This is a genomic window from Algoriphagus terrigena DSM 22685 (assembly GCF_000429445.1).
In the GTDB taxonomy this organism is placed as follows: Bacteria; Bacteroidota; Bacteroidia; order Cytophagales; family Cyclobacteriaceae; genus Algoriphagus; species Algoriphagus terrigena.
The window spans coordinates 99,882-122,963 of the sequence record NZ_AUBW01000010.1 but is presented as its reverse complement, the minus strand read 5'-3'; the positions used below and the strand labels follow the sequence as shown (position 1 = coordinate 122,963).

At 48.4% G+C, this 23,082-nt stretch carries 18 protein-coding genes; 10 read left to right on the top strand and 8 right to left on the bottom strand.

Annotated elements, in window-relative coordinates:
- Window positions 1-7: 7 nt before the first annotated feature.
- From G459_RS0110715 to G459_RS0110700, 3 genes are all read right to left on the bottom strand, one after another.
- Window positions 8-3,436, bottom strand: coding sequence for a SusC/RagA family TonB-linked outer membrane protein (locus G459_RS0110715; protein ID WP_084454466.1), 3,429 nt, complete (start codon window positions 3,434-3,436; stop codon window positions 8-10).
- A 42-nt stretch (window positions 3,437-3,478) separates the two neighbouring features.
- Entirely contained in the window at window positions 3,479-4,411 is a 933-nt protein-coding gene (locus G459_RS28940; RefSeq protein ID WP_084454464.1) for a PKD domain-containing protein, read from the bottom strand.
- 718 nt (window positions 4,412-5,129) lie between these two features.
- Window positions 5,130-6,374, bottom strand: coding sequence for an ABC transporter permease (locus G459_RS0110700; protein WP_026967655.1), 1,245 nt, complete (start codon window positions 6,372-6,374; stop codon window positions 5,130-5,132).
- 126 nt (window positions 6,375-6,500) lie between these two features.
- On the opposite strand from G459_RS0110700, the gene queA reads away from it, so the two are divergent.
- The 5 genes from queA to G459_RS0110675 all read left to right on the top strand — a co-directional run bounded on the left by queA (window position 6,501) and on the right by G459_RS0110675 (window position 11,123).
- Complete coding sequence (gene queA / locus G459_RS0110695) at window positions 6,501-7,550, top strand: tRNA preQ1(34) S-adenosylmethionine ribosyltransferase-isomerase QueA (protein WP_026967654.1); 1,050 nt, start codon at window positions 6,501-6,503, stop codon at window positions 7,548-7,550.
- Window positions 7,551-7,657: 107 nt separating this feature from the next.
- Complete coding sequence (locus tag G459_RS0110690) at window positions 7,658-8,329, top strand: 2-C-methyl-D-erythritol 4-phosphate cytidylyltransferase (RefSeq protein WP_026967653.1); 672 nt, start codon at window positions 7,658-7,660, stop codon at window positions 8,327-8,329.
- A 144-nt stretch (window positions 8,330-8,473) separates the two neighbouring features.
- Complete coding sequence (locus G459_RS0110685; RefSeq protein WP_026967652.1) at window positions 8,474-9,319, top strand: LiaF transmembrane domain-containing protein; 846 nt, start codon at window positions 8,474-8,476, stop codon at window positions 9,317-9,319.
- Between the two features lie 32 nt (window positions 9,320-9,351).
- Entirely contained in the window at window positions 9,352-10,392 is a 1,041-nt protein-coding gene (locus G459_RS0110680) for a sensor histidine kinase (protein ID WP_245588162.1), read from the top strand.
- Entirely contained in the window at window positions 10,389-11,123 is a 735-nt protein-coding gene (locus G459_RS0110675; protein WP_026967650.1) for a LytR/AlgR family response regulator transcription factor, read from the top strand. Before G459_RS0110680 ends, G459_RS0110675 begins: the two co-directional genes overlap by 4 nt.
- A 75-nt stretch (window positions 11,124-11,198) precedes the next feature.
- Here the strand turns inward: G459_RS0110675 and G459_RS0110670 are convergent, their stop codons facing one another.
- A complete protein-coding gene (locus tag G459_RS0110670; protein ID WP_026952747.1) occupies window positions 11,199-11,420 on the bottom strand; it encodes a DUF2795 domain-containing protein in 222 nt (73 codons plus the stop codon).
- A gap of 74 nt (window positions 11,421-11,494) precedes the next feature.
- Window positions 11,495-12,745, bottom strand: coding sequence for a DUF349 domain-containing protein (locus G459_RS0110665; RefSeq protein WP_026967649.1), 1,251 nt, complete (start codon window positions 12,743-12,745; stop codon window positions 11,495-11,497).
- Window positions 12,746-12,876: 131 nt separating this feature from the next.
- Between G459_RS0110665 and ettA the strand changes: the two genes are divergently transcribed.
- A complete protein-coding gene (gene ettA, locus G459_RS0110660) occupies window positions 12,877-14,556 on the top strand; it encodes an energy-dependent translational throttle protein EttA (RefSeq protein ID WP_026967648.1) in 1,680 nt (559 codons plus the stop codon).
- A gap of 190 nt (window positions 14,557-14,746) precedes the next feature.
- On the opposite strand, the gene G459_RS0110655 is transcribed toward ettA, so the two are convergent.
- A complete protein-coding gene (locus G459_RS0110655) occupies window positions 14,747-15,652 on the bottom strand; it encodes an NAD(P)/FAD-dependent oxidoreductase (RefSeq protein ID WP_026967647.1) in 906 nt (301 codons plus the stop codon).
- 245 nt (window positions 15,653-15,897) lie between these two features.
- Here G459_RS0110655 and G459_RS0110645 point away from each other — a divergent pair, with 245 nt between their 5' ends.
- Together G459_RS0110645 and G459_RS0110640 are read left to right on the top strand one after the other, a co-directional pair.
- On the top strand, window positions 15,898-17,232 hold the full coding sequence (locus G459_RS0110645) for a pyridoxal phosphate-dependent aminotransferase (protein WP_026967646.1): 1,335 nt from the start codon (window positions 15,898-15,900) through the stop codon (window positions 17,230-17,232).
- A gap of 177 nt (window positions 17,233-17,409) precedes the next feature.
- The gene (locus G459_RS0110640) at window positions 17,410-19,569 is read left to right on the top strand and encodes a S9 family peptidase (RefSeq protein WP_026967645.1); all 2,160 of its coding nucleotides are present in this window, start codon (window positions 17,410-17,412) and stop codon (window positions 19,567-19,569) included.
- Between the two features lie 88 nt (window positions 19,570-19,657).
- Here G459_RS0110640 and G459_RS0110635 read toward each other — a convergent pair whose 3' ends face one another.
- Both G459_RS0110635 and G459_RS0110630 read right to left on the bottom strand, forming a co-directional pair.
- Entirely contained in the window at window positions 19,658-20,680 is a 1,023-nt protein-coding gene (locus tag G459_RS0110635; protein WP_026967644.1) for an aldo/keto reductase, read from the bottom strand.
- 151 nt (window positions 20,681-20,831) lie between these two features.
- Window positions 20,832-21,779, bottom strand: coding sequence for a zinc dependent phospholipase C family protein (locus G459_RS0110630; RefSeq protein ID WP_026967643.1), 948 nt, complete (start codon window positions 21,777-21,779; stop codon window positions 20,832-20,834).
- A 210-nt stretch (window positions 21,780-21,989) separates the two neighbouring features.
- Here G459_RS0110630 and rpsT point away from each other — a divergent pair, with 210 nt between their 5' ends.
- Together rpsT and radC are read left to right on the top strand one after the other, a co-directional pair.
- Complete coding sequence (rpsT, locus tag G459_RS0110625; RefSeq protein WP_026967642.1) at window positions 21,990-22,244, top strand: 30S ribosomal protein S20; 255 nt, start codon at window positions 21,990-21,992, stop codon at window positions 22,242-22,244.
- A gap of 99 nt (window positions 22,245-22,343) precedes the next feature.
- The gene (radC, locus tag G459_RS0110620) at window positions 22,344-23,039 is read left to right on the top strand and encodes a RadC family protein (RefSeq protein WP_026967641.1); all 696 of its coding nucleotides are present in this window, start codon (window positions 22,344-22,346) and stop codon (window positions 23,037-23,039) included.
- The last annotated feature ends 43 nt before the right edge of the window (window positions 23,040-23,082 follow it).

Sequence of the window (23,082 nt, the reverse complement as noted above, 5' to 3'; positions counted from 1 at the left end):
TTTTGAATTAGAATGATACATCAAGTTTGAAACCTACCGGGATCACCCAAGGATCCACATTGTATCGCTCGATACCCTGCTTGAACTGGGTTCCGCGATTGCCTTTGGACGCTTCAGCTTGGAAGGCTCTTTCAGGGTCGATGCCAAAACTGGAGTCCTTGGTCCATAGCATGATGTTTCGGCTATAGACCGACAGCATGGCTCCTTGGATGCCGATTTTCTTCGCGGCGGCGCTAGGCAGTCTGTAGCCAAGAGAGATCTCCCGAAGTTTGATGAAGTCTGCATCAAACATGGCTGGCGTGCCAAATTCCCAAGGAAAACTAACTACGTATGGAAGAAAGGTAGTGCCTTCTCCCCCCAAATTTTCGTTGGCTAAGACGAAGTTTCCTTCCTCATCATGGTACCCCACCACGCCCGGTGCAAAGGTGCCGTCGTGAACGGTCGTTCCGCTGAACCCTTCTGGAAATCCACCATAGGCAGACGTCGGGCCGCCGATGGGACGAAGTTCTTCAGAAAGCAAAAGCTCATCGGCATTGGCGATCACCCAATCACGCAGCTCGTCACCAGGACCGAGTCCATTTGGATTGACCAGGTTGTCAAGCCAGGTTTGAGTGGAGGCACTTTCTGAGAAATAGCGAAAAGTCTGCGACATGTACTGTCCGCCGCTTCTCCAGTCGAAGGTCATGCTCAGGCTCCAGTTTTTGTACGAAAGCTGGGACTGCAGCCCCATCAGGAAATCGGGGTTGTAGTTGCCGACTTTTACCGGCGTCGCGGTTGGAAGCCACTCCGCATCCAAACCTTGACCGATCAGGGGATAGCCGTAGTAAGGAGAGTTTTTGTCAGTGACGCGAGCTTTCTTGAAGGAATAAATATTCCCTACCAATCCGTCTTCTCCGGTTTCTTCATTGGCTACGTAGCCGTAGGAGTAGCTTTTGTTGTCGCTCCAAAACTCAATTACATCCACACCTTCCTGTAGCTCGATGATACGGGTTCGGTTTCTTGAGAAGTTCACATTGATATCCCAATTCCAGTTTGCTGTTTGGATTGGAGTCAGTCCCAGCACCACTTCGATGCCCTGGCTTTCCAACAGGCCCGCGTTGATGTTGATGTTATTGAAACCCGAAGAGGGAGCCAATGGGATATTGGGCAGGATCTGATTCCTGTTTTGCATGAAATAGTAGGTGCCTTCCAATCTCACGCGGCTGTCGAATAAGGCCAGGTCGGCTCCGATTTCGTACGAAGTCGCTTTCTCTGGATTCAAATTCGGAGCAAGGATAGTTCCTGACTTGCCCAGTCGGATGGCGCTTCCCCATTGTCCATAGTTGCCGTAGGTAGGATAGAGGTTGTATGGACCAGTATCGTTACCCACCTGAGCGTAGCCGCCTCGGAGTTTCAACTGGGAGATTTTTTCCGTTAGGGAAAAAGCCTCGTTGACAATCAAACTCATAGATGCTGATGGATAGAAGTAGGAGCTGTTTTCTGTAGGCAAGGTGCTTGACCAATCGTTTCGAGCTGTCAAGTCGAGGTACAACCAGTCTTTCCAGCCGATATTTGCCATGGAGTAGATGCTATAGATACCCCGCTGGGACCAGTAGGACTGGTAATCCAATGAAGCGTTGGCGATATTGGAAACAGAGAATACGTTGGGAACAATCAAGCCAGCTCCCGGTTTCGAGGAATTGGAGATGGAAGTGCTTTTAGCATACAACGAGTTACCGCCGACTGACATACTGAAATTCAACTTGTCCCAGACTTTGGTGTAAGTAGCCAAGATGTCCACATTTCGTTCCGAGGACGTGCTGTTGCCAAGTCCGTAGGCGCCATTGTTTGGTTCTTTGGTGTAGCCCATTGGGATTTTGGTTTCTCTTCGCTCATCGTATTGATCCAAGACATAGCGTCCCCGCACTTTGAATGATTTGGAGATTTCCCATTCCGCCATGATGTTTCCATAGATCCGGTTTCTCTGAAAGCCGTTTTTCACTTCATGTGCCAGGAAGTACGGATTCTCATGGTTTGGAGAAACCCGGCGAACCTGAAGTCCTTCTTGTCCGGGCACCCAATAGTCCTCCAGTTGATTGATGTCAATTTCCTGAGGATTGGAATACGCCCATTGCAAGGGATTGCTGCCACGGTTACTGGACGGGCGGTTATTAGACCATGTTTTGTTGTAGTTGATGCTACTGCTGAGGGTGACGTTTTTGATCAGTTTGGTCGAGGCAGAAGTGGAGAAATTGTTTTTGAACAAATCAGACCCGGGGATTACACCTTGGTGAGTCATATTGGTCAAATTGATGCGATAGTCCAGTATCTCGGTGCTGTTGGATACCGAGATGCCGTTGGTGGTGGTGATTCCGGTATTGACGAAATCCTGCATGTTGTTGGGGTTGGAGACCAACTCCGTTGGGACAGGCTGTCCGTTTGCATCCAGGGGAGCATTCCACTGCTGGGCAAAATAACCCCGGTCCAATTCCGGCCCTGATCCTGCGGCGTCTCCGGCATTTACTGGAGGAAGTACTCCTCCGCCTACATCTTCCGGTGTGAATGAGAAGTAACCAGATGCAAAGCCCTTTTGTACATTCAAGAATTTGAAAGGGATGTCCAAAACGGTATTGGACACCAGGTTGATTTGCATCTTTTGGTTTTTCTTGGCCTTTTTGGTGGTAATCAAGACCACGCCGTTTCCAGCTCGCGTTCCATAAAGTGCCGCGGCGCTCGGACCCTTCAATACCGTCATGCTTTCGATGTCGTCAGGGTTCAGGTCGCTGATGGCATTGCCATAATCCACGATGTTGTCGCTGCCGAATTGCCCCATGTTGTTCAGTGAATTGGACATCGGCACTCCATCCACTACAAAGAGCGGTTGGTTGTCTGTATTGAGGGAAGTTGCTCCCCGGATGACCATCGAAACTGACGAGCCGGTACCGCCGGTAGAATTGATAGTGGCTCCAGCCACTTTGCCCGCTAGGGAGTTCAGGACGTTTTCTTGCGCTACGCGGGTAAGATCCTCGCTTTGCACTTTTCCGACGGAGTAGCCGAGAGATCTCTCCTGTCGCTCGATGCCGAGTGCGGTGACGACTACTTCCTCCAGCCCAGTCGAGGTTTCTTTCAAAGAGCTGTCGATGATCGTCAGATTGCCTACCGGAATCTCTTTGGAATCGAAACCAATAAAGGAAAACACCAGAACAGATTGCTGATTTGGCACTTCCAAACTGTACGCGCCATTGATGTCAGTGACTGTGCCGACTTGGGTTCCTTTGATGACTACGTTGACTCCAGGAAGCGGCCCGTTGTCTGTTTCGCTGATGATTTTGCCCGATATTTTGATCGGGGATTGTGCTAGGGCTGCAGGGGTACTGGTCAGCCAACAGCAAAATATCAGGAGTATATAAGCCAAGCCTATAGGAGGCGAAAGCTTTGATTTGGTTTTAGTGATCATAGTTGAAGATTTATGGATTTTTTGGACCGGAAAGGAGGCGCCTTATTCGACCACTGAAAAGGTCAGAACCAGCGCGTGGGTGTTTTTCGGTAGATTACCCGGGGATGCTGCCATGAACATGACCACCCGCATGGTCTTATCTGTGATGTCCTGGAGGATGACTTTTCGCTGGAAATCCATAAAACCCAAAAACTCTTTGCCGGAAAAATCAAGAGTGCTTACCGCAGGATAGGTGAGTTTTCCGCCGGGTCCGTAGACAGACGGTATCTCGAAATCTTCCTTTTCGACGTAAGTGAAAGTCGCGTTGGCTTCAGGAGTAAATTTCCCTGTGCAGAGACCGAAGTCTTTTCCTCCCGAATTGACAATACCAGCGCCGCCAGTCGTCACCATTTGATACACCAACCCGCTAAATGCTGCCTTGTCGGCCATTACATCGTGACCATATCCGCCGTCGTAGTGGAAGGTGTAGGTATCGTTGTACACTTCGCCCATGCCTAGGAACAAATCAAAAGCTCCTGTCGGCAATTCCGCCGGAGCGCCCTTGGCAATTGTAAAGGTCTGATCCGCGTTGGCGAGGCGGTCGTTTTTGCTGTGAGCGGCGGTAAGTTTCCAGGTTTTCCCATTAGCGGCGGTTGCGCCACCAGTCAGCAATACGTACGGAGTCACCGCAACAGCTAAGTCTGACTCTGAAGTGACTGTCCCTGTACCGCCGGTTACTGACAGCGTCACCTTATAATAGCCTCCATCTGTGTATACATGGACCGGGTTTGGTTCTGTGCTGGTCTGGCCGTCCCCAAAATCCCATAGGTAGGTTTCGGCATTGATAGCAAGTGCTGTAAAAGCAACCTGCTTCTGCGCTATACTATAATGTATAATCGCCGAAGTGGGGAGAGGCTCTTCATCATCCTCTTTACAGGAAAAGAGAATTAAACTGGACATTACTAGAAGTAATGTGATGAGTAGATTTTTCTTCATGTGGACATGGATGGGTTTTTAAGGGTTTTAGATTTGTATGATAGTGGTAAATAGTGCTGTTAATATACAAGTATTACATAGACGGCAAAACGCAAACAGGTAAATATCTGGGCGTAATTCCTTCTTTTTGAATTTTTTACTTCGAGACTAGTCTGTTTTGTTGTTTTTGAGGTATTATATAATTGAGTCTATTTTTATTAGATATAGATTGTTACTTTAATAGCTGTCTTGTGATTAATTTCGAGGTAAAAAAGCTATAAACTTAAGCAGTTGAGATAGCTGAGTAGACGCTTTTGATACTTCTTGTTTTTTCAGAAAAGTAAGTGCGATTTTTATAAAGATGGCTTGAAAATTATTATGCTTGTTTTAATTAAATGTTAAAAAAGTGATCACGTTTTCATATAGCACTTAGGACCTATCAGGCGGGTTTTCTGCCTCGGTCGACTGTTGATGCCCTTTGGGTTTGGGAGTTCAATTCACAGGTTGAGTCGGGGTCGCCGACGGAAGGTAGCTTCTTCAAAGTGCCCTAAAGCCGATCATGAGCAATAGTAGAGCTGAAGCGCTTGTGATGATTGTCCCTTTAGTGCGGAAAAAGGTCGGGACTTTTTCGAAGGAAAAAGATAAGAGCCGCCCGGAAGTAGCGATGGAGCGCTGCTCTGGACGGAAATCAAAAAAGGAGGCGAGCGCCTCCTTTTTTGATTTCTGACTGATTGAAAAATTAAGCGGTTCGAATGGCTTCGACAGGGTCCATCCTCGCGGCTAGGGTCGCCGGAACGATCCCTGCAACCACGCCGATGATCGACGAGACGCCGAGTCCCAGGATGACGTTTTTGAAGGAAAGGATTAGTTCTAGAGTGCCCAATGGAATAAAACTAATGCCAAAGACCAGTAAGATTCCGGTACCCCCACCAATCAAGCTCAGGCATATCGCTTCAAACAAAAATTGGAATAGGATAAAGTAATTTTTTGCGCCAAGTGATTTTTGGATGCCGATGATGTTGGTTCGCTCACGCACCGAGACGAACATGATGTTGGCAATGCCAAATCCACCTACAAGGATCGAAAAGCCGCCAATCACCCATCCCGCGACCGAGATCACATCGAAGACTGAGCCGATGGCATTTTGGATAAACTCGGTTTTGTTGAGTGCGAAGTTGTTTTCCTCTGTGGGTCTCAATCCTCTCTTTGCCCTCATCAGGCCGGCCATTTCATTTTCAAGTGCTACCAGACCAATATCGTCTTCCTTTCCTTTCGCCGCGATAGTCGGTGTATTGCCGTTTTTGCCGGTATAATAGATCTTGTTGAAAGCACCAAACGGAATCAAGCAGGCTTCGTCTTTGGAAGGAAGGTCAAGAAAACCCTCTCCCTCTTCTTCAAAGATGCCGATGATGGTGAATTTCATCCCTTTGATCTTCACTTCTTTTCCTATCGCAGGTTGGTTTGGATAGAGGGAAGTAGCGATCTTTTTTCCCAAGATGGCAAGGTTTCGCGAAGCGTTGATCTCAGCTTCTGTAAAGTACCTGCCTTCCTCCAGTGCCACTTCATACACATCTTGATAAGTATAGGCGATTCCGGTCAGGGCCATTCCCTCAAAGGAGTTGCTTCCCGCCTGAACGGTGGCATTAGATGATGCCGAGATCGTCACGCCCTCCGCATTCTGAAGTCTCGATTCCAGAAATTTGTATTCGGCCATCGTGCCCGGAGGCCTTTGAAAGTATTTCCACCAAGGGTAATCTGAGGTGTTTTCGAAGGGAAAAATATCCACCATGATCACATTGGTCCCCAAAAAGGCAAAGGATGACTTGATCTTGCCTTCCAGAGAATCTACCAGCGTGAACACCGCGATGATTGCGAAAATACCTACTGTGACCCCCAGAAGTGACAAAATCGTCCGGGTGAGGTTGGATTTGAGGGCGGTGACAGCGAAGCGGAAACTTTCCCAGGTCAATTGGAAAAACAGCATGCGAGGTATAGTTGGTTAAAACAATTTGTCAAGTTAGCTGAATTTGGGCATTATTGTTATTAACTTTGCGTTTTTTAAAGTAAATCACAGAGTCACAATATCGAGTAAGACGCTTAAAGCTCCACTATGAAATTATCAGACTTCAAATTTGACGTCCCCAAGAAATTAATTTCCCTTTACCCTACAGAAAACCGTGACGATTCCCGTCTGATGGTGGTTCATCGGAAGACAGGTCAGCTCGAACATAGAATCTTCAAGGACATTTTGGAGTACTTCGAAGACGGCGACGTATTCGTGACTAACGATACCAAGGTGTTTCCTGCGAGACTGTACGGTAACAAGGAAAAGACGGGGGCCAAGATTGAAGTATTCCTGTTGAGAGAACTCAATCCGGAACTCAGACTTTGGGATGTGTTGGTAGATCCGGCGAGAAAAATCCGTGTCGGCAACAAACTCTACTTTGGTGACAGTGATTTGGTAGCAGAGGTGATTGACAATACTACATCCAGAGGCCGGACGATCCGTTTTTTGTTTGACGGCAGTCAAGAGGAATTTGAGAAAACCATCGATACGCTGGGAGAAACTCCCCTCTTGAAAGATATCATCGAGCGCAACATCGAGCCGGAAGACAGAGAAAGATACCAGACTGTCTTTGCAAAAAATGTCGGCGCCGTTGCGGCTCCTACTGCAGGACTGCACTTCACTCCTCAGTTGTTGAAAAGACTCGAGCTGAAAGGCGTCGAGGTAAGTCCGATCACACTTCATGTCGGGTTAGGGACTTTTCGTCAGGTAGACGTAGAAGATCTGACCAAGCATAAGATGGATTCAGAAAACTACAGCATTCCAGAAGGGACTGTGAAATTGGTCAATGAAGCGCTCGATTCTAAAAAACGTGTAGTGGCGGTAGGTACGACCTCCCTGAAGACCGTGGAGTCTTCCGTGACTGCTGGAGGCAGATTAAAGGCGAGCAGCGGATGGACGGATAAGTTTATCATTCCTCCCTATGAATTCAAGATTGCGAATTCGCTGATTACCAATTTTCATTTGCCTGAATCGACCCTGCTGATGACAGCATCTGCATTTGGCGGATACGATCTGATCATGAAGGCGTACAAGGAAGCAATCAAAGAAAAATACCGCTTCTTCTCCTACGGAGACGCGATGTTGATCCTCTAAAACTGAAAGCCCCGAACGGGGCTTTTTTTATACCTTACATGGTACATTTATTCCTGGGGAAAGTAATTTCGAATCTTCAGAAATAGGTAGAAATCAAATTTTAGTCCATGAGAAAAGCTGCAATTCTGGTAGCGGGAGGTAAAGGGACCCGAATGGGAAGAGACGTCTCCAAGCAGTATTTGCCGATAGGCGGGAAGCCGGTGCTGATGCATACCCTGGAAGTTTTTGCGGCCTCCCAACCGGATATTTTCCAACTGTTGGTATTGCCGGCGGATGATTTTTCCTTCTGGAAAGAACTGTGTCTCAGGTATGATTTCTCGATTCCTCACCAGCTCGTTGCCGGGGGCGATTCCCGATTTCAATCTGTGAAAAACGGACTGGACAATCTCCCTTTTGAGGAGGGCTTGGTGGCAATACACGACGGAGTGAGACCTTTTGTCAAGAAGGATGTGATTCTTGAGAGTTTCGCTGAGGCAGAAAAATCAGGAAGCGCAATCGCTGTAGTGGATTTGAAGGATTCGCTTCGCAAAGTTGGTGAGGATGGCAAAAGTACTTTTCAGGAAAGACAGTATTTCAGACTGGTACAGACACCGCAGACTTTTCAAATCGGGAAGATCAGGCAAGCGTTTCAGGTGGCAGAGATGCCGCAATTCACTGATGACGCCACCGTCTATGAGTACCAGGGATGGCAGGTGACTTTGATTCCCGGCAATCCGGAAAACATCAAGATCACCACGCCCGAGGATTTGGAATATGCGGAATTTCTGCTTTCCAGGTAAAAGTCGAATCGGCGAAATTTCCCGCTGCATTTTCACCGACCATTTCTCCCTGTTTACCGACTTTTAGCCCGACTCTGCCTATCGCCTGTTCTCCGGGATTGTTGACTGGTCTACATTTGATCATCAACTTTAACGCACCAAGCCATGAACAAATTTAAAAGACCAAACAACGACGGAAATATCGCCTTCGGCTTTATTATCCTTGGAATAGGAGTCATTCTTCTGCTTAGAAAAATGGGCATATTCATCCCCAGCTGGGTACTTACCTGGCCCATGATCCTGATCGTGATCGGTGTATTTGCAGTGATCAAGCATGAGTTCAGGAGTTTCTTCGGATTTGTGATGTTGTTCATCGGATCATACTTCCTACTGAGAAATGAATTTGATTTGGATTTCGGCCTCGGACAATACGTCTGGCCACTTGGACTCATTGCCGTGGGGATTTATCTGATTGTACACAAAAGAAGAGAAAACCACGTGTTGGACGAGATCCGCACGAACTGGGAACAGAAGTTCAAAGATCCAAAGGTGAAGAAGGACACGTTTTCGTCCACCGTAGAAGATGCCAAGATCGTAGGCGAGTCGGATGATTATCAGTCCGGCGCTGCGGGAGCAGGAAGTGGATTTACCCGTACTACGGGCACTTCCTTCACGGATCGGGTGAATATCGACGCGGTCTTCAGCGGTGTCAATCGGAGAATGATGACGAAGGATTTTCAGGGTGGAAAGATCACAGCGGCATTCGGCGGGGTGGATCTTGATCTGAGCCAATCTGATTTCACAGGCGTGGTGACCATCCAAGTGGATATCATCTTTGGGGGCGTCAAACTGATCGTACCACCTCACTGGGATATCCGCACCGAAGTGTCCAACATCGCTGCAGGCCTAGAGGATAAGCGGTTTTTCCGCGACGGCGGCGTCGACACCAGCAAAGTAGTCGTGCTCAAGGGTACGATCCTCTTCGGTGGCTTGGAAATCAAATCCTATTAACGATATTAAAACCAACTCAAAACGCTACCGCTTTGCTTTTCAACGCTTTTTCAAATCCTAAAACAGGAAAATGGATCATCCCCGGAACCGGAATTGTCTGGTTCTTGGGATGTTTTCTTTTACAGATCCAACAAGGATTAGAAATCGAAACGGCTGCCGCTGACAGCTTGGTGTTTGGGGTCATCGTCATCGTGAGCCTTTCTGTCATCCAAAGCATGTTTAGCTACTTTCTTCCCAAAAAGGAAAACTTGGGACAACTTGTGGGGATTCCGCTGATGTTGAGCGTTCTCGGTGTTGTAGCACATCGATATCTGCTCTCTTGGTGGTTTTCGGAGGAGTCGGAGTATCTGGACTTTCTTCGCAGCACTTTTTATTTAAGGCTGGCGGTATTGGCGGGAGTGGAAGTACTTTCTGCAGTCCTCGCTTTGCTAGCCTCCAAGCTGCAGGATCAAGAGCAACTCAACCAACGCGAATCTCAGATGCTTCAGCTCTCCAAAGATGCCGAACTGGCTCAGTTACGCCAGCAGCTGCAGCCGCACTTTCTCTTCAACAGCCTCAATTCGATCAATGCCTTGGTCGGATCGCAGCCCCAAAAAGCGAGAGAGATGGTATTGCAGCTTTCGGAGTTTTTGCGGGGAACGATCCGAAGGGATTCCCAGAGCTGGATTTCACTCAGTGAGGAGTTAAACTACCTGAGGATGTATCTGGATATCGAGCGGGTGAGATTTGGCCACCGGCTTCTGGTTGATTTTCAGGTAGAGGAGGGAGCCGAGGCGGTCAAATTGCCACAGCTTTTGATCCAGCCGCTGGTAGAAAATGCCATCAAACACGGGCTTTACGGACTGACCGGAGAGGTGAAGATCGAAGTATCGGGAAAGCGGGAGGGGAATTATTTTGTGTTGGAAGTGAAAAATCCGTTCGACCCGGAATCGACGCCTGCTGAAGGCACCGGCTTTGGTCTGAGTTCTGTCGGACGGAGGCTGTTTTTATTATTTGGACGAACCGATCTGCTGGAGTCTGGAGCAGACGGGACGCAATTTAAGGTCAAACTCAAAATCCCTCAATTTCAATGATTCGGACAATTATCATAGACGATGAGCCACTGGCGGCCGGAATAGTACAAGAGTATTTGGCTGACTTTGCCCAATTTCAGGTGTTGGAGGTTTGTCAGGATGGATTTCAGGGGATGAAAGCCATCCAGCAGCATAAGCCCGACCTGATCTTTTTGGACGTACAGATGCCCAAGATCACCGGCTTTGAGATGCTCGAGCTCTTAGACGAGCCACCTGCGGTGATTTTCACGACTGCCTTTGATCAATATGCGCTGAAAGCTTTTGACGCCAAAGCGATGGACTATCTGCTGAAACCATTTTCACAAGCGAGATTTAAGCAGGCGATTGATCGGTTTCTGGATAGCGTGGGGAACGAAAATAAAGCCGAAGCTCCGGATTCCGAACGGAATCTATTGGCTGAGAAAAGCAATCGACTGGTCGTGCGGGTCAAAAACGATATCAAGATCATCCCGGTCCAGGAGGTGAACTTCTTTGAAGCAGAGGACGACTATGTGACGATCCATACTTCAGGCGGCAAATACCTAAAAAAGATGACGATGAAAACCCTCGAAGAAAGTCTGGATGCCGGTAAGTTTGCGCGGGTTCACCGCTCTTTTATCATCAATCTAAACGGAATCACGGGCATCGAACCCTACGAGCGTGATGCCTACCTGGTCAAGCTAAGAGGTGGGGAGCGGATTCCCGTGAGCAAAACTGGATATGCAAGGCTGCGACAGGTGTTGGGGTTGTAGTACTGGTCAAGTGCCCAATCCACTAGAAGATTTCCCGAAAACCAAAAAGTCCCGCACCGGCGGGACTTTCATTTTTTAGTATTCGTCCTCGTTGAAGAAGAAATCATCCTTGGTAGGATAATCAGGCCAGATCTCCTCGATGGTCTCGTAAGGCTCTCCGTCGTCTTCGAGCTCTTGGAGATTTTCCACTACTTCGAGTGGAGCGCCGGAGCGGATAGCGTAGTCAATAAGCTCATCCTTGGTCGCTGGCCAGGGTGCGTCCTCCAAATAGGAAGCTAATTCAAGTGTCCAGTACATAGTATTTATTTTAAAAGGAATTGCGGAATTTTAAAGGTGCAAGATTAGTGAATTTTTGGATAAGTAGGTTCTACTCATATTCGAGGAGAAAGTTGCTTCAAAATATAGTTTTTTACGTCTACTTTTCGCTTGAGCCCTGATAACTTTTTTCGCATCATCATTTCAAAATCAGGAGTCTGCACGCGGAAGTTATCCGAATTGTTTTGCATGGTGTCCAGCTCGCTTTGATCCCGGTGAAGTAAGTCCTTGAGAATGCCGGATTTAATCTGGTTTTGCTCCTCGATGGGCATCGTGTCATACCCCGGGAATTTGCCGTAGGCCAGTTTTTCCAGGAAGGCTTTTTCGAAGATAATGTCCATGAAAAACTGATACGATCTCGCCGGGAGATTGGCTTCTTTAGGCTTGTGAGCGGGAAGTTTCTTCCACTCTTCCTGAATCGCCTTGGCTCTGGTGGTCACCGCGTAGGCCGTCGGTTGGTGGGCCATTTTCTTCAACTCATCGACCATCGTCTCGATCTTGCGCAAGACCTCACGTGGATGCATGGTTGGGCCGGGATTGAGGGTGCGCTTATAGCGGGAGAAAATCCGGTTGTTCAACTTCGAAAACTCATCCCAAAGTGGCTGACGCTTTTCCGCGGGTACTTTTCCTGCTTCTTTCCATTCCCGCTGGATTCGCTTGCTGATCTCAAAGGCCATCTTGGCATCGGGAAAGTCATGTGCTTCTCTCGCCTGCACGACCAAAGCTTCATAGACTTTGATATTTTCCTCCGCTTGGAGCGCCATCCCCTCGTAGAAATGCCGTCTGTTTTCGAAGAAAGTCTGGATCGAATCGTTGAATTCCTGCTCGAGTTCTTCGTGGATTTCTTTTTCTACGGGGCCGGTTTTGATCCAGCGCATTTTGAGTTCTTTGAAAAACTCCGCGGTATTTTTCCAGTCCGTATCGTCTCTCATTCCCTCCGCTTCTACGATCAGGGTTCGCTTGACTTCAAGGTTTTTGGACCGATTGACCTGTATAATTTCGTTCAAAAAGGCCTCTTGCTCATTGAGTGTCTCGATCAGCGGGATGAAATCCCCCAAGGCATCAGTCTGATAGAGGGAATCGCGGAGATGGATCAGCTTCATCAGAAAGGAACCCTTGTTTTGGTTTTCCGCGATGTCTGATTTTAGCTTGGCTACTTTATCTTTGATTTGCTCAAAACGGGCCTCAAAATAGCTGATGGTGGAGGCTTCGTCTTCTTTTACCTCTCCGATCTCCCGGTCATCTCGCCCGAGAAACCCCCTCAAATAGACTTTGCCGTCCTTGATATATCCATAAGGATGCTCCATTTCAATACAATAGGTTATAGGTGGTCGTCTCCAATTTTCCGCAAAATAATCATTTAGCCCTCACTTATCCTAAGAAAGGTATATTTTTGCCATCTTGCTCCAATCAGATACCTAACGATTAAAATACAAGTATGAGTGCAGAAAAAATCATCTTTTCCATGGCCGGGGTTTCAAAAATTTACCCCCCGCAAAAGAAAGTTCTCAAGGATATCTATCTCTCGTTTTTTTATGGCGCCAAAATCGGCGTTTTGGGTCTCAACGGCTCCGGAAAATCCTCTTTGCTGAAAATTATTGCCGGATTGGACAAAGAGTTTTTGGGAGAAGTGGTCTGGTCTCCGGGCTACACCGTCGGCATGCTCGAGCAGGAGCCCAAGCTCGACCCAACCAAAACTGTCAAGGAAGTCGTGGAAGAGGCTGTCGCCGATACCGTGAATCTGCTCCGGGAATTTGATGCAATCAACGAGAAGTTCATGGATCCGGAGATCATGGAAGATCCAAACGCCATGGATAAGCTGATCCTTCGTCAGGGAGAGGTGCAGGAAAAACTCGATGCGCTGAATGCCTGGGAACTGGACGTCATGCTGGACAAAGCCATGGATGCACTTCGGCTGCCCCCCGCGGACGCCAATGTCGCGCACCTTTCCGGAGGGGAAAAAAGACGCGTCGCACTTTGCCGCCTGCTTCTGCAAGAGCCGGACGTGCTACTCCTGGATGAACCTACCAACCACCTCGATGCCGAGTCCGTGCATTGGCTGGAGCAACACTTGCAAAACTACAAGGGCACGGTCATCGCCGTGACTCACGACAGATACTTTCTTGACAACGTAGCCGGATGGATCCTGGAACTGGACCGGGGCGAAGGGATTCCATGGAAAGGAAACTATTCTTCCTGGTTGGATCAAAAACAAAGCCGTCTGAAGCAGGAGGAAAAGACCGAATCAAAACGTCAGAAGACTCTGGAGCGCGAACTCGAGTGGATTCGCATGTCTCCAAAAGCCCGTCAATCCAAAGGAAAGGCTCGTCTGAGTGCCTACGACAAGCTGGTCGGCGAAGAGGCGAAAGAGAAAGAAGCCAAACTCGAACTCTTCATCCCTCCCGGACCGCGATTGGGTGCCAAAGTCATCGAAGTAAATGGCGTATCCAAAGCATACGGCGACAAGTTGCTGTTTGAAAACCTCAGCTTCTCGCTTCCCCAAGGCGGAATCGTCGGGATCATCGGGCCAAACGGTGCCGGTAAGTCCACGCTGTTCAAACTAATCACGGGACAGGAAAAGCCCGATTCCGGCAATTTCGAAGTGGGCGAGACTGTGCAGCTATCCTACGTGGATCAGGAGCACGGCGGACTCGACCCGAACAAGACGGTCTACCAGATCATCTCAGACGGCAACGAACTGATGAAATTGGGGAATAAGGAGGTAAATGCGAGAGCGTATGTTTCCAAATTCAACTTTGCGGGAGCGGATCAGGAGAAAAAAGTCGGCGTGCTATCCGGCGGGGAGCGTAACCGCGTTCACTTGGCCATGATGCTCAAAGAAGGCGGCAACTTGCTGCTGATGGATGAACCGACCAACGACTTGGACATCAACACCCTTCGTGCTTTGGAAGAAGCGCTGGAGAACTTTGGCGGCTGTGCAGTAGTCATCTCCCACGACCGTTGGTTCTTGGACAGGATTTGTACTCATATCCTCGCCTTTGAGGGCGATTCTCAGGTGGTTTGGTTTGAAGGCAACTTCTCCGACTACGAGGAAAACAAAAAGAAACGCTTGGGCGATGTGACGCCGAAAAGGATCCGGTATAAGAATCTGAAATGATCAAAAAACCCTGAGATGTCATTCCCAACGGATAAGTTTCTTCTCAAGGCGTAAGCTTTTATAGAAATCTAAATTTGAAAAACCCCTGAAAAATCGCAGAGATCTCAGGGGTTTTTCGATAGATACCAGTCTCTAAATAGAGATGTTTGGGTATTGAGAAGTTACATTGGCACACTCCTGGGAGGGAAATTCAAAACTCTTCGTCGATCAGTTCCTTGTTGCACGCTGCACCGGCCATCGTACCTGCCGATACCGCGTAGGAGACGGTCCGAAACATATTGGTGCTGTCACCGCATGCAAATACGCCGGGTATATTGGTCTTTTGTACAAAATCGACTTCCAAATATCCGTTTTTGGCAATGGTGCAGCCAAGAGCCAGGGGAATGTCAGAACTTTGGACGAAATCAGTTTTTGCATAGAGCGCAGCTAAGGGGACCTTGGAGCCGTCTTCGAGATGAACCTGAGTGAGTTTCCCGTCTGCATGTTCTATTTGGGCGATCTTGGACTTGATGATTTTCACGCCTTTGGCCATCAATTTCTCCGCCTGTTCTTTGGCCAAGCTTGATTCACCCTGAGTGAAAAGCGTCAGATCCTTCGTCCAGTTGGTGATCATCTTGGCGTATTCAAAGGCGAACTCCCCATTTGCCAAAACTCCGGTTCTTTCACCTCTGACTTCGTAGCCATGGCAATAGGGGCAGTGGATCACCGAAATGCCCCAGCACTCGACAAAGCCGGGAATAGGAGGCATGAGGTCCTTGACTCCGGTGGCGAAGATGAGCTTTGTCCCTTCGAAGACTTCTCCCTTCTCCGTGCTGATCTCAAAGCCCTGATCGGTTTTTCGGCCTTGGACTGCATAATCCGAAAGGAAACTCACAGTGTCGTACTTCTCAACTTGCTCTCTGGCGATGACAGCTATTTCGGACGGAGTCTTCCCGTCTTGAGTGAGAAAGTTATGCGAATGAGGCGTCTGTCGGTTGCAGGGTTTTCCCGCGTCGATGACCAAAACTCGCCGCAGGGACCGCCCCAAGGCCATGGCTGCCGAAAGTCCTGCATAGCTTCCACCGATGATGATTACGTCAAATTTGCGCTGGTCCATCTTTAATCTTTTAAAAAATAAAGGTAGAAAACCCGGGATAAATACGCAACATTGTTGCGGATAATGTTATCCACGTACTGTTAAAATTTCGGCCGTTTAAAAATAGTCTTGTAAAAAACTCAAGGCAAATCCTGTTTTTGCCGTTTTTCCGCCCAAAGGATCTTCCATTTTTTCAGAAACTCAGGGCGCTTTCCTTTGGCTTTTTTGTTTCTTTGCAGCGGAATTTTTTCCAAACCTATTCATCTATGAGACAGCTACTCCTCAGACCCGGAGCCGAAGAATTAAGCTATGAAATCCGCGGGATCGTAAAAAAAGCCCGTCAGATCGAAGCATTGGGCTATCCTATGACCTGGGAAAACATCGGAGACCCCATCCAGAAGAGTAACCATGTGCCTGACTGGATGAAGTCCATCATCGCTGATTTGCTCAAAGAGGACAAGACCTATGGCTATGCTGATTCCAAAGGCGTGCTCGAAACCCGCAAGTTTCTCGCCGGCCTGAACAACCAAAAAGGCGGCACCCAAATCACTGCGGAAGATATCTTGTTTTTTAACGGGCTGGGAGATGCCATCGCCAAGCTGTACCAATTCCTGATTCCGACGGCCAGAATCATCGGCCCATCACCGGCCTATTCTACCCATTCTTCGGCGGAAGCCGCCCACGCCAATACCGCTCCGATCACCTATAAGCTTGATCCTGACAATCAGTGGCTTCCGGATATGGAAGACCTCTATATGAAGGTCAAGTACAATCCATCGATCGTCGGGATCTTGATCATCAATCCGGACAATCCGACCGGCATGGTCTATCCGAAGGAGGTTTTGGAGGATTTTGTGAAGATTGCAGAGGAGTTCAATCTCCTGCTGATCGCGGATGAGATCTATCAGAATATCACCTACAACGGGATCAAGGCCGTCGCTCTGTCAGAAGTGATCGGCAATCGGCCTGCTATTTCGTTGAAAGGTATTTCAAAGGAATTTCCTTGGCCAGGATCGCGCTGCGGCTGGATGGAGTTTTACAACAGGGAGTCTTCCAAGGAATTTGCGAAGCTTTGCCAGACCTTGGAAAATGCCAAGATGATCGAGGTTTGCTCTACCATTTTGCCTCAACTGGCCATCCCAAAAATCATGAGCCATCCGGCATATCACGCCTACAGGATTGAAGCCAATGAGCAAATCGGAAAGCGCTCGGACTGGATGCGGGAAATCTTGGGAGATATCCCCGGAATCAAATTCAATCCGACCCAGGGTGCATTTTACAACACGATAGTCTTTGATGAGGCGCTCCTTTCGCCCGAGCAGCATCTGCCAATCGACGATCCCCAACTGCAATCGCTGCTGGATTCGTGGCTGAATGATTCAGAGATGCCACTGGATAAGCGATTTGTGTATTACTTACTTGCCGCTGAGCGGATCTGCGTGGTGCCGATTTCATCTTTTTGCTCCGACCTGAGAGGATTCCGCGTGACACTCTTGGAGGAAAATGAGGAAGTGTTCAAAAGTACCTTTAGGAGGTTGGGCAAAGCGATTGGAACCTACCTGAACTCGGTGTCCCAGTTGGCGGTGGGGACCGTTCAGTAATCAATCAGTGATCGGCCTCGTGACTGCATTCTGATCACTGAGATTGCCCCTTTCCGCTAAACCCAAATTTTTGCCTGTTTTCTCATATTCACTCCGATTAGGCTGGATTTATTTTCCCATGAGACCGGGATTTCTTAGGTTAGGTACTTGTCCTACTTTTGAAAACCAACTTGCCTTATGAAACTTAGAAATTTACTTTTGTTGACCCTGTTGCTGTGGAGCTTAGCGATCCAGGCCCAGGAGAAAAAACCCATCCAGCTGAGCGATCTGACCAAGATCATCACGGTATCTAATCCTGAAATCACGCCGGACGGCAAGGTGATCTTTGTAAAAAACTACATGGAAGCTGACAAGGATGGCAAATACGACTACAAGAGTCAGTTGATCCAGATGGATCTGGCAGATCCTTCACAGACGAAGGTGCTCAACAGTCCGACGTATGATCTCTCCAGCTTTAGCCTTTCTCCTGACGGGAAAAAACTAGCCTTTGTCAAAGGCTGGGAGGGGAAATCCCAAATCTGGATCTTGCCGCTGGATGGCGGAGAAGCGCAGGTCATTACATCGGAGAAAAGCGGGGCTTCGTCGCCCGTCTGGTCACCCGATGGCTCAAAGATCCTTTTCTCTTTTTCCGTGCCACTCGGAGAAATGGAAGGGAATCCCACCTGGGCGAATCCGCGACCGGGCAGGACTTATGGCGATGAGCCCAACTACGAGGCAATCAAGGCAGGCAAAGCCAAAGAAACCGTAAAAACGGACATGGATGGAAGTGTGGAGGAATTGCGGGCCTGGCTTGCCAAAAACGCTTCCAAAAACGACCCAAGAGTCATCGACCGTCTTAACTTCCTAGGCGAGCGGGGCCTTTCCACAGATATTAGCTTCAGACATCTGGGGGTATTTGATCTAAAAACCAAAGAATCGCAAGTGCTGACGTCGGGTTATCAAAACTTTGGCAGCGGTGCTTGGTCGCCGGATGGATCGTATATCCTCACCAGCAGTGTGAAGAGCGAGGAGCACCCAGATCTTACCTGGGAATTGAACTCAGATATCTACAAAATCACGCTTGCAGACAAATCGGTTTCTGTCTTTTTGACCAAAGAAAATTATCGGTTCGGAGAAGCTGCTTTTTCTCCCGACGGTAAACTGATTATGATTTCGGGCCAGAATACGGAGGATCGTGCTTTCAACCAAAGCCTGATTGGTACAGTCAACGTCGACGGCTCTGGCTTGAAGTGGCTGACCGAATCGCTGGATAGAAGGCTTGACGGGGCAAAATGGTCGGACGACAGCAAGATGATTTATTTCTCCGGAGCAAATCAGGGTGGAGTGACCCTGTATGCTGCAGAAGCTACCAGCGGAAAGGTCACTCCTGTGATCACCGGTCCTGTCGGAGTAGGAAGTTTTGATATTCATGGCAATCAGTTGGTGTATGCACTGACGAAAGTGGCCAACCCAAGTGAACTCTATAAGTCCGATATCCAAGGAAAAAGCGAGCAAATTCTTACAGGTTTTAATACCGCTTGGCTGGCTGAGCGTTGGGTTTCGCAGCCGGAAGCGCATCATTTTCAGCAGGATGGATTTACGGTAGACTATTGGGTGATGCCTCCGTTTGGAATGAAATCAGGTACGAAATATCCTACACTTCTCGAGATGCACGGCGGGCCAACCGCCATGTGGGGGCCAGGCGAGGGGAGCATGTGGCATGAGTTTCAGGTGCTGGCCGGCAGGGGATATGGTATCGTCTATGCCAATCCGCGCGGTAGTGGGGGATATGGCAAAGACTTCCAAAGAGGCAACTACCAGGACTGGGGCGACGGTCCGGCCAAAGATGTATTGACTGCCTTGGACAAGGCTGTAGAAGGCTATAGCTGGATTGACAAGGATCAACTGGTTCTTACCGGCGGCTCTTACGCAGGGTACTTGACAGCTTGGATTGTCGGACATGATCACCGCTTCAAAGCTGCTTTGACACAGCGTGGCGTGTATGAGCTGACGTTCTTCATGGGCGAAGGAAATGCCTGGAGACTGGTGCCAAACTACTTCGGTTATCCGTGGGAAGAAGGCGCAAAAGAAATCCTGGATTACAACAGTCCTCAGACCTACGTGCAAAATATCCAGACTCCCCTGATGATCTTTCACGGAGACAATGACCTCCGGACCGGAGTTCGTCAGTCTGAGTTGCTTTACAAAAGTTTGAAAATCCTTGGCAAGCCGGTTGAGTATATCCGCTATCCGGAAGAAGGTCACGAACTTTCACGATCAGGAGCCATACACAGACGCTTGGACAGGATTGGCAGGATCGTGGAATTCTTCGAGCGGTATGTCGAGCACCCCGACTAATCCCTGCAAAAGTTGATCTCCTCGGCTATCAATAGAAAAGGCTGTCCAGTTGGTTTGGACAGCCTTTTTTGCGTCGGGGTATGGAGGATTATTTCCGGTAGGCGCTTTGTCTTTTGACCATCCAGCCTGGGTAAAGAGGTGGGAGTGGACTCACTTCGTTTATTTTTACCAGGTCGTCTTCGGTGAGTTTGATCTTGGTCGAGGCGATGTTTGCCTGGAGCTGAGGAAGTGTTTTTGCGCCGATGATCGTGCTGGTGACTCCCGGCTGCTGGCGCACCCAGGCCAAAGCAACCTGCGCAACGGTGACTCCGTGCGCTTCACTGATTTTCCGCATCACTTCCACCAGATCGTAGGCTTTTTCTTTGTCGATGGGAGGAAAATCAAAGGAAGCTCGTCTGGAGCCGTCCGCCGCGTCTCCCGCTCGGGTGAATTTTCCGGAAAGAAAACCGCCCGCCAGAGGACTCCAAGGGAATATCGCCAAGTCAAGATCTGCAGCCATCGGCACGAGTTCGTGCTCGATGTCGCGGCTCACGGTGGAGTAATAATATTGAAGTCCGATAAACTTGTGCCAACCACGGTATTGGGCGATGGTTTGAGCTTTGGCGACCATCCATGCCGGCCAGTTGCAGATGGCGATGTAGCGTACTTTTCCGCTTTCGACGATGTCATTCAATGATCGCAGGATTTCCTCCAGAGAAGTTTTAGCATCCACACCGTGCACATAGAGGATGTCCAAATAGTCCAACTGAAGGCGTTTCAGGCTGGCGTCTACTGAATTGAAAATATGATAACGGGAAAGTCCCGAGCTGTTTGGCGAGTCATTCATTCGGGCTAGAACCTTGCTTGCGATGATGATTTCGTCTCTTTTTACACCCAGATCCACGAGCGACTGGCCGAGGAGCTGCTCCGACTGTCCAAAGGAATAGACATTGGCGGTGTCGATGAAGTTGATACCTGATTCTAAGACTGCGCTCATCATCTGATTGACTTCCTTCTGCTGCAACCGGCCGATCTGAGCCCACATCCCGGTTTCCTGTGCTCCAAAAGTCATGGTGCCAAAGCAGAGTTCCGAGACCATCAGGCCGGTGTTTCCAACATAATTGTAGTTCATTTGTAGGTGGGTTGAAGTGGGAAATTAAACAGGTGAAACACCGCCGCGCCAAAAACAGTTGCTCCAATTGGGAGATTTTATTGGAGTTGTTTTGATCGCGCTCTCGCGAAATGTGTGATTAGCACGACCGTTGACGAATCATGGTCGCTTCCTACTCATTATCATGACTTCTGACTTTGATTTTGGCGTCTGGAGTTGTTTTTTCGTCTTCATCGGAAATTGCCTGATCCAGCAAAGTCAAGTCCGGTTGGCCGGCGTTGATCCAAGCTGTGTACCAGAAGTCCGCAATCATCTTGATAGACCGCTTCATCTGCCGCTCGATCTGATGATCCAGCGCGAGCGCGAAGGCTTCGGTAAATTCCCTAGAGTAAACCCGAACGGTCAACTTGTTTCGCTCCTCGTAGCTGTATTTCTGATCCTCTGCAAAGTCTTCTGTCAGTTGCTTTTCTATCGCTAGCACGCTGTCTACCTGGGAGTGAGCATCTGCAACCGCCTCCCAAATCGCGAGTTGGGGCTTTTCCACATATTCTGCCTTTCCCACCCAAAGAGAATAATCGGTAGCCATCAACTCCGGCACTCTACTTTCCCAAAAGCCATGAATTCCTTCTTGCCCCGTCAACTGACCGTTGTAATTCTTGGTGGTGTGAAGCGGAACATTGAGATCTCCGAGATAATGCCCGAGGTCTGCGGAAAGTCTGAGAATGGCGGCAGAGTTCTTTTCTTCAAAAGCTTTGGTCAGGCTGAGCATCGTCAGGTAGGCCGACCAAGGGCCAATTCCATTTGCCCGGAGGGAATCTTCGGAAATTTTCTCGACGGCTTCCGGCCAGTATTTTGGCAAAATCAAAAGAGCGCTGTCTCCATAGTTATCCAGATCGATGAAATGTTTTTCAGCTTCACCCTCTACCGCGTATCTCCGTTTATCGGGATTGACTGCTTTTTCGGTAATTAACTCAATATGAGGCTTGTAAAAGCGGATCATCTCAGGAGGAAGGGAAAATACAGCCTGCCGATTGATAAGCGAATGGGCATAGAATCCCCAAGGCGCATCAGGTTGGGACCAAAAAAGAATGGGGAATGCCCAAATCATAAAAAATCTCATTCATGAAAATAGCCAAAACATTTATCTTTTCGAAGTAGAAAAAGGCTATATTTGCAGCCTGTTTTAACACCAAAGCCAAATATTCTGATTTGGAAAAAGTATTGACAGCAAGGAATGTTTGAAATTCCTTTGGCAGAATTAATTATTTACAATAACTTTGCACTCCAATTCGGAATAGGGGAACGTAAAGAATTTATTTAAAAACGAGATATGGCAAATCACAAATCAGCTCTTAAGAGAATTCGTGCCAACGAATCGAAGCGTTTGAGAAACAGATATCAAGCTAAAACCACTAGAACTTTCATCAAAAGATTGAAAGCTGCAACTGACAAAGTGGAAGCGATGGAGCTTTACAAGAAGGTTGTTTCTATGCTGGACAAATTGGCGAAGAAGAATGTAATTCACAAAAACAACGCTAACAACAAGAAATCAAGATTGGCTAAGTTCGTAAGTGCTATAGCTTAATATCTGCAAGACTTTCTTTCTAAAAACCCTGCCCAAAAGCAGGGTTTTTTTATTACATTTTTATAAGTAGTTTTAGTTACATTTTTTCAAGAACTGCTTATGAGTCAGGCTACTTCGATCAAAATATCCGAACTGGCAGAGGAAGATCGCCCTCGGGAAAAACTATTGCTCAAAGGAAAATCTTCGCTTTCCGATGCCGAATTGATCGCCATCCTGATCGGTTCGGGGACACCGACTGTGAGCGCAGTGGACCTGTCGAGGATGATCCTGCGAGATGCCGGTCACGATCTGGCCGCCTTGGCAAAAATGTCCGTGAGAGATCTGATGAAGTTCAAAGGAATCGGCGAGGCGAAGGCTATATCCATCGTAGCAGCGATGGAGCTCGGCAGACGGCGGAAAGAGCAGGAGCCTCAGGCGCGCAGTAAGATCACCTGTTCCAAGGATATCTACGATTTTATGAGACCGGAGCTCTATGATGAGATCGTGGAGCATTTTTACCTGATCCTGTTGTCCAGATCCAATTTTGTTATCAAAAAACAACTCCTCAGCGTAGGGGGAACGACCGCAACGGTAGTAGATGCCAAGATTGTCTTCAAAGTCGCCCTCGAGAACATGGCACAATCAGTGATACTTGTCCACAATCATCCAAGTGGCAGTACCAGCCCCTCGGATCAGGACAGGAAATTGACCGCTAGATTGGTCAAAGTTGGGCGGGAATTGGATTTGCCGGTCTTGGACCATGTGATTTTTGCAGATCGTGGCTACTTTAGCTTCGCCGATGAAGGCATACTCTAATTCATGAAATGCCCATGAGAAAAGCTTTTTACATATGGGGATG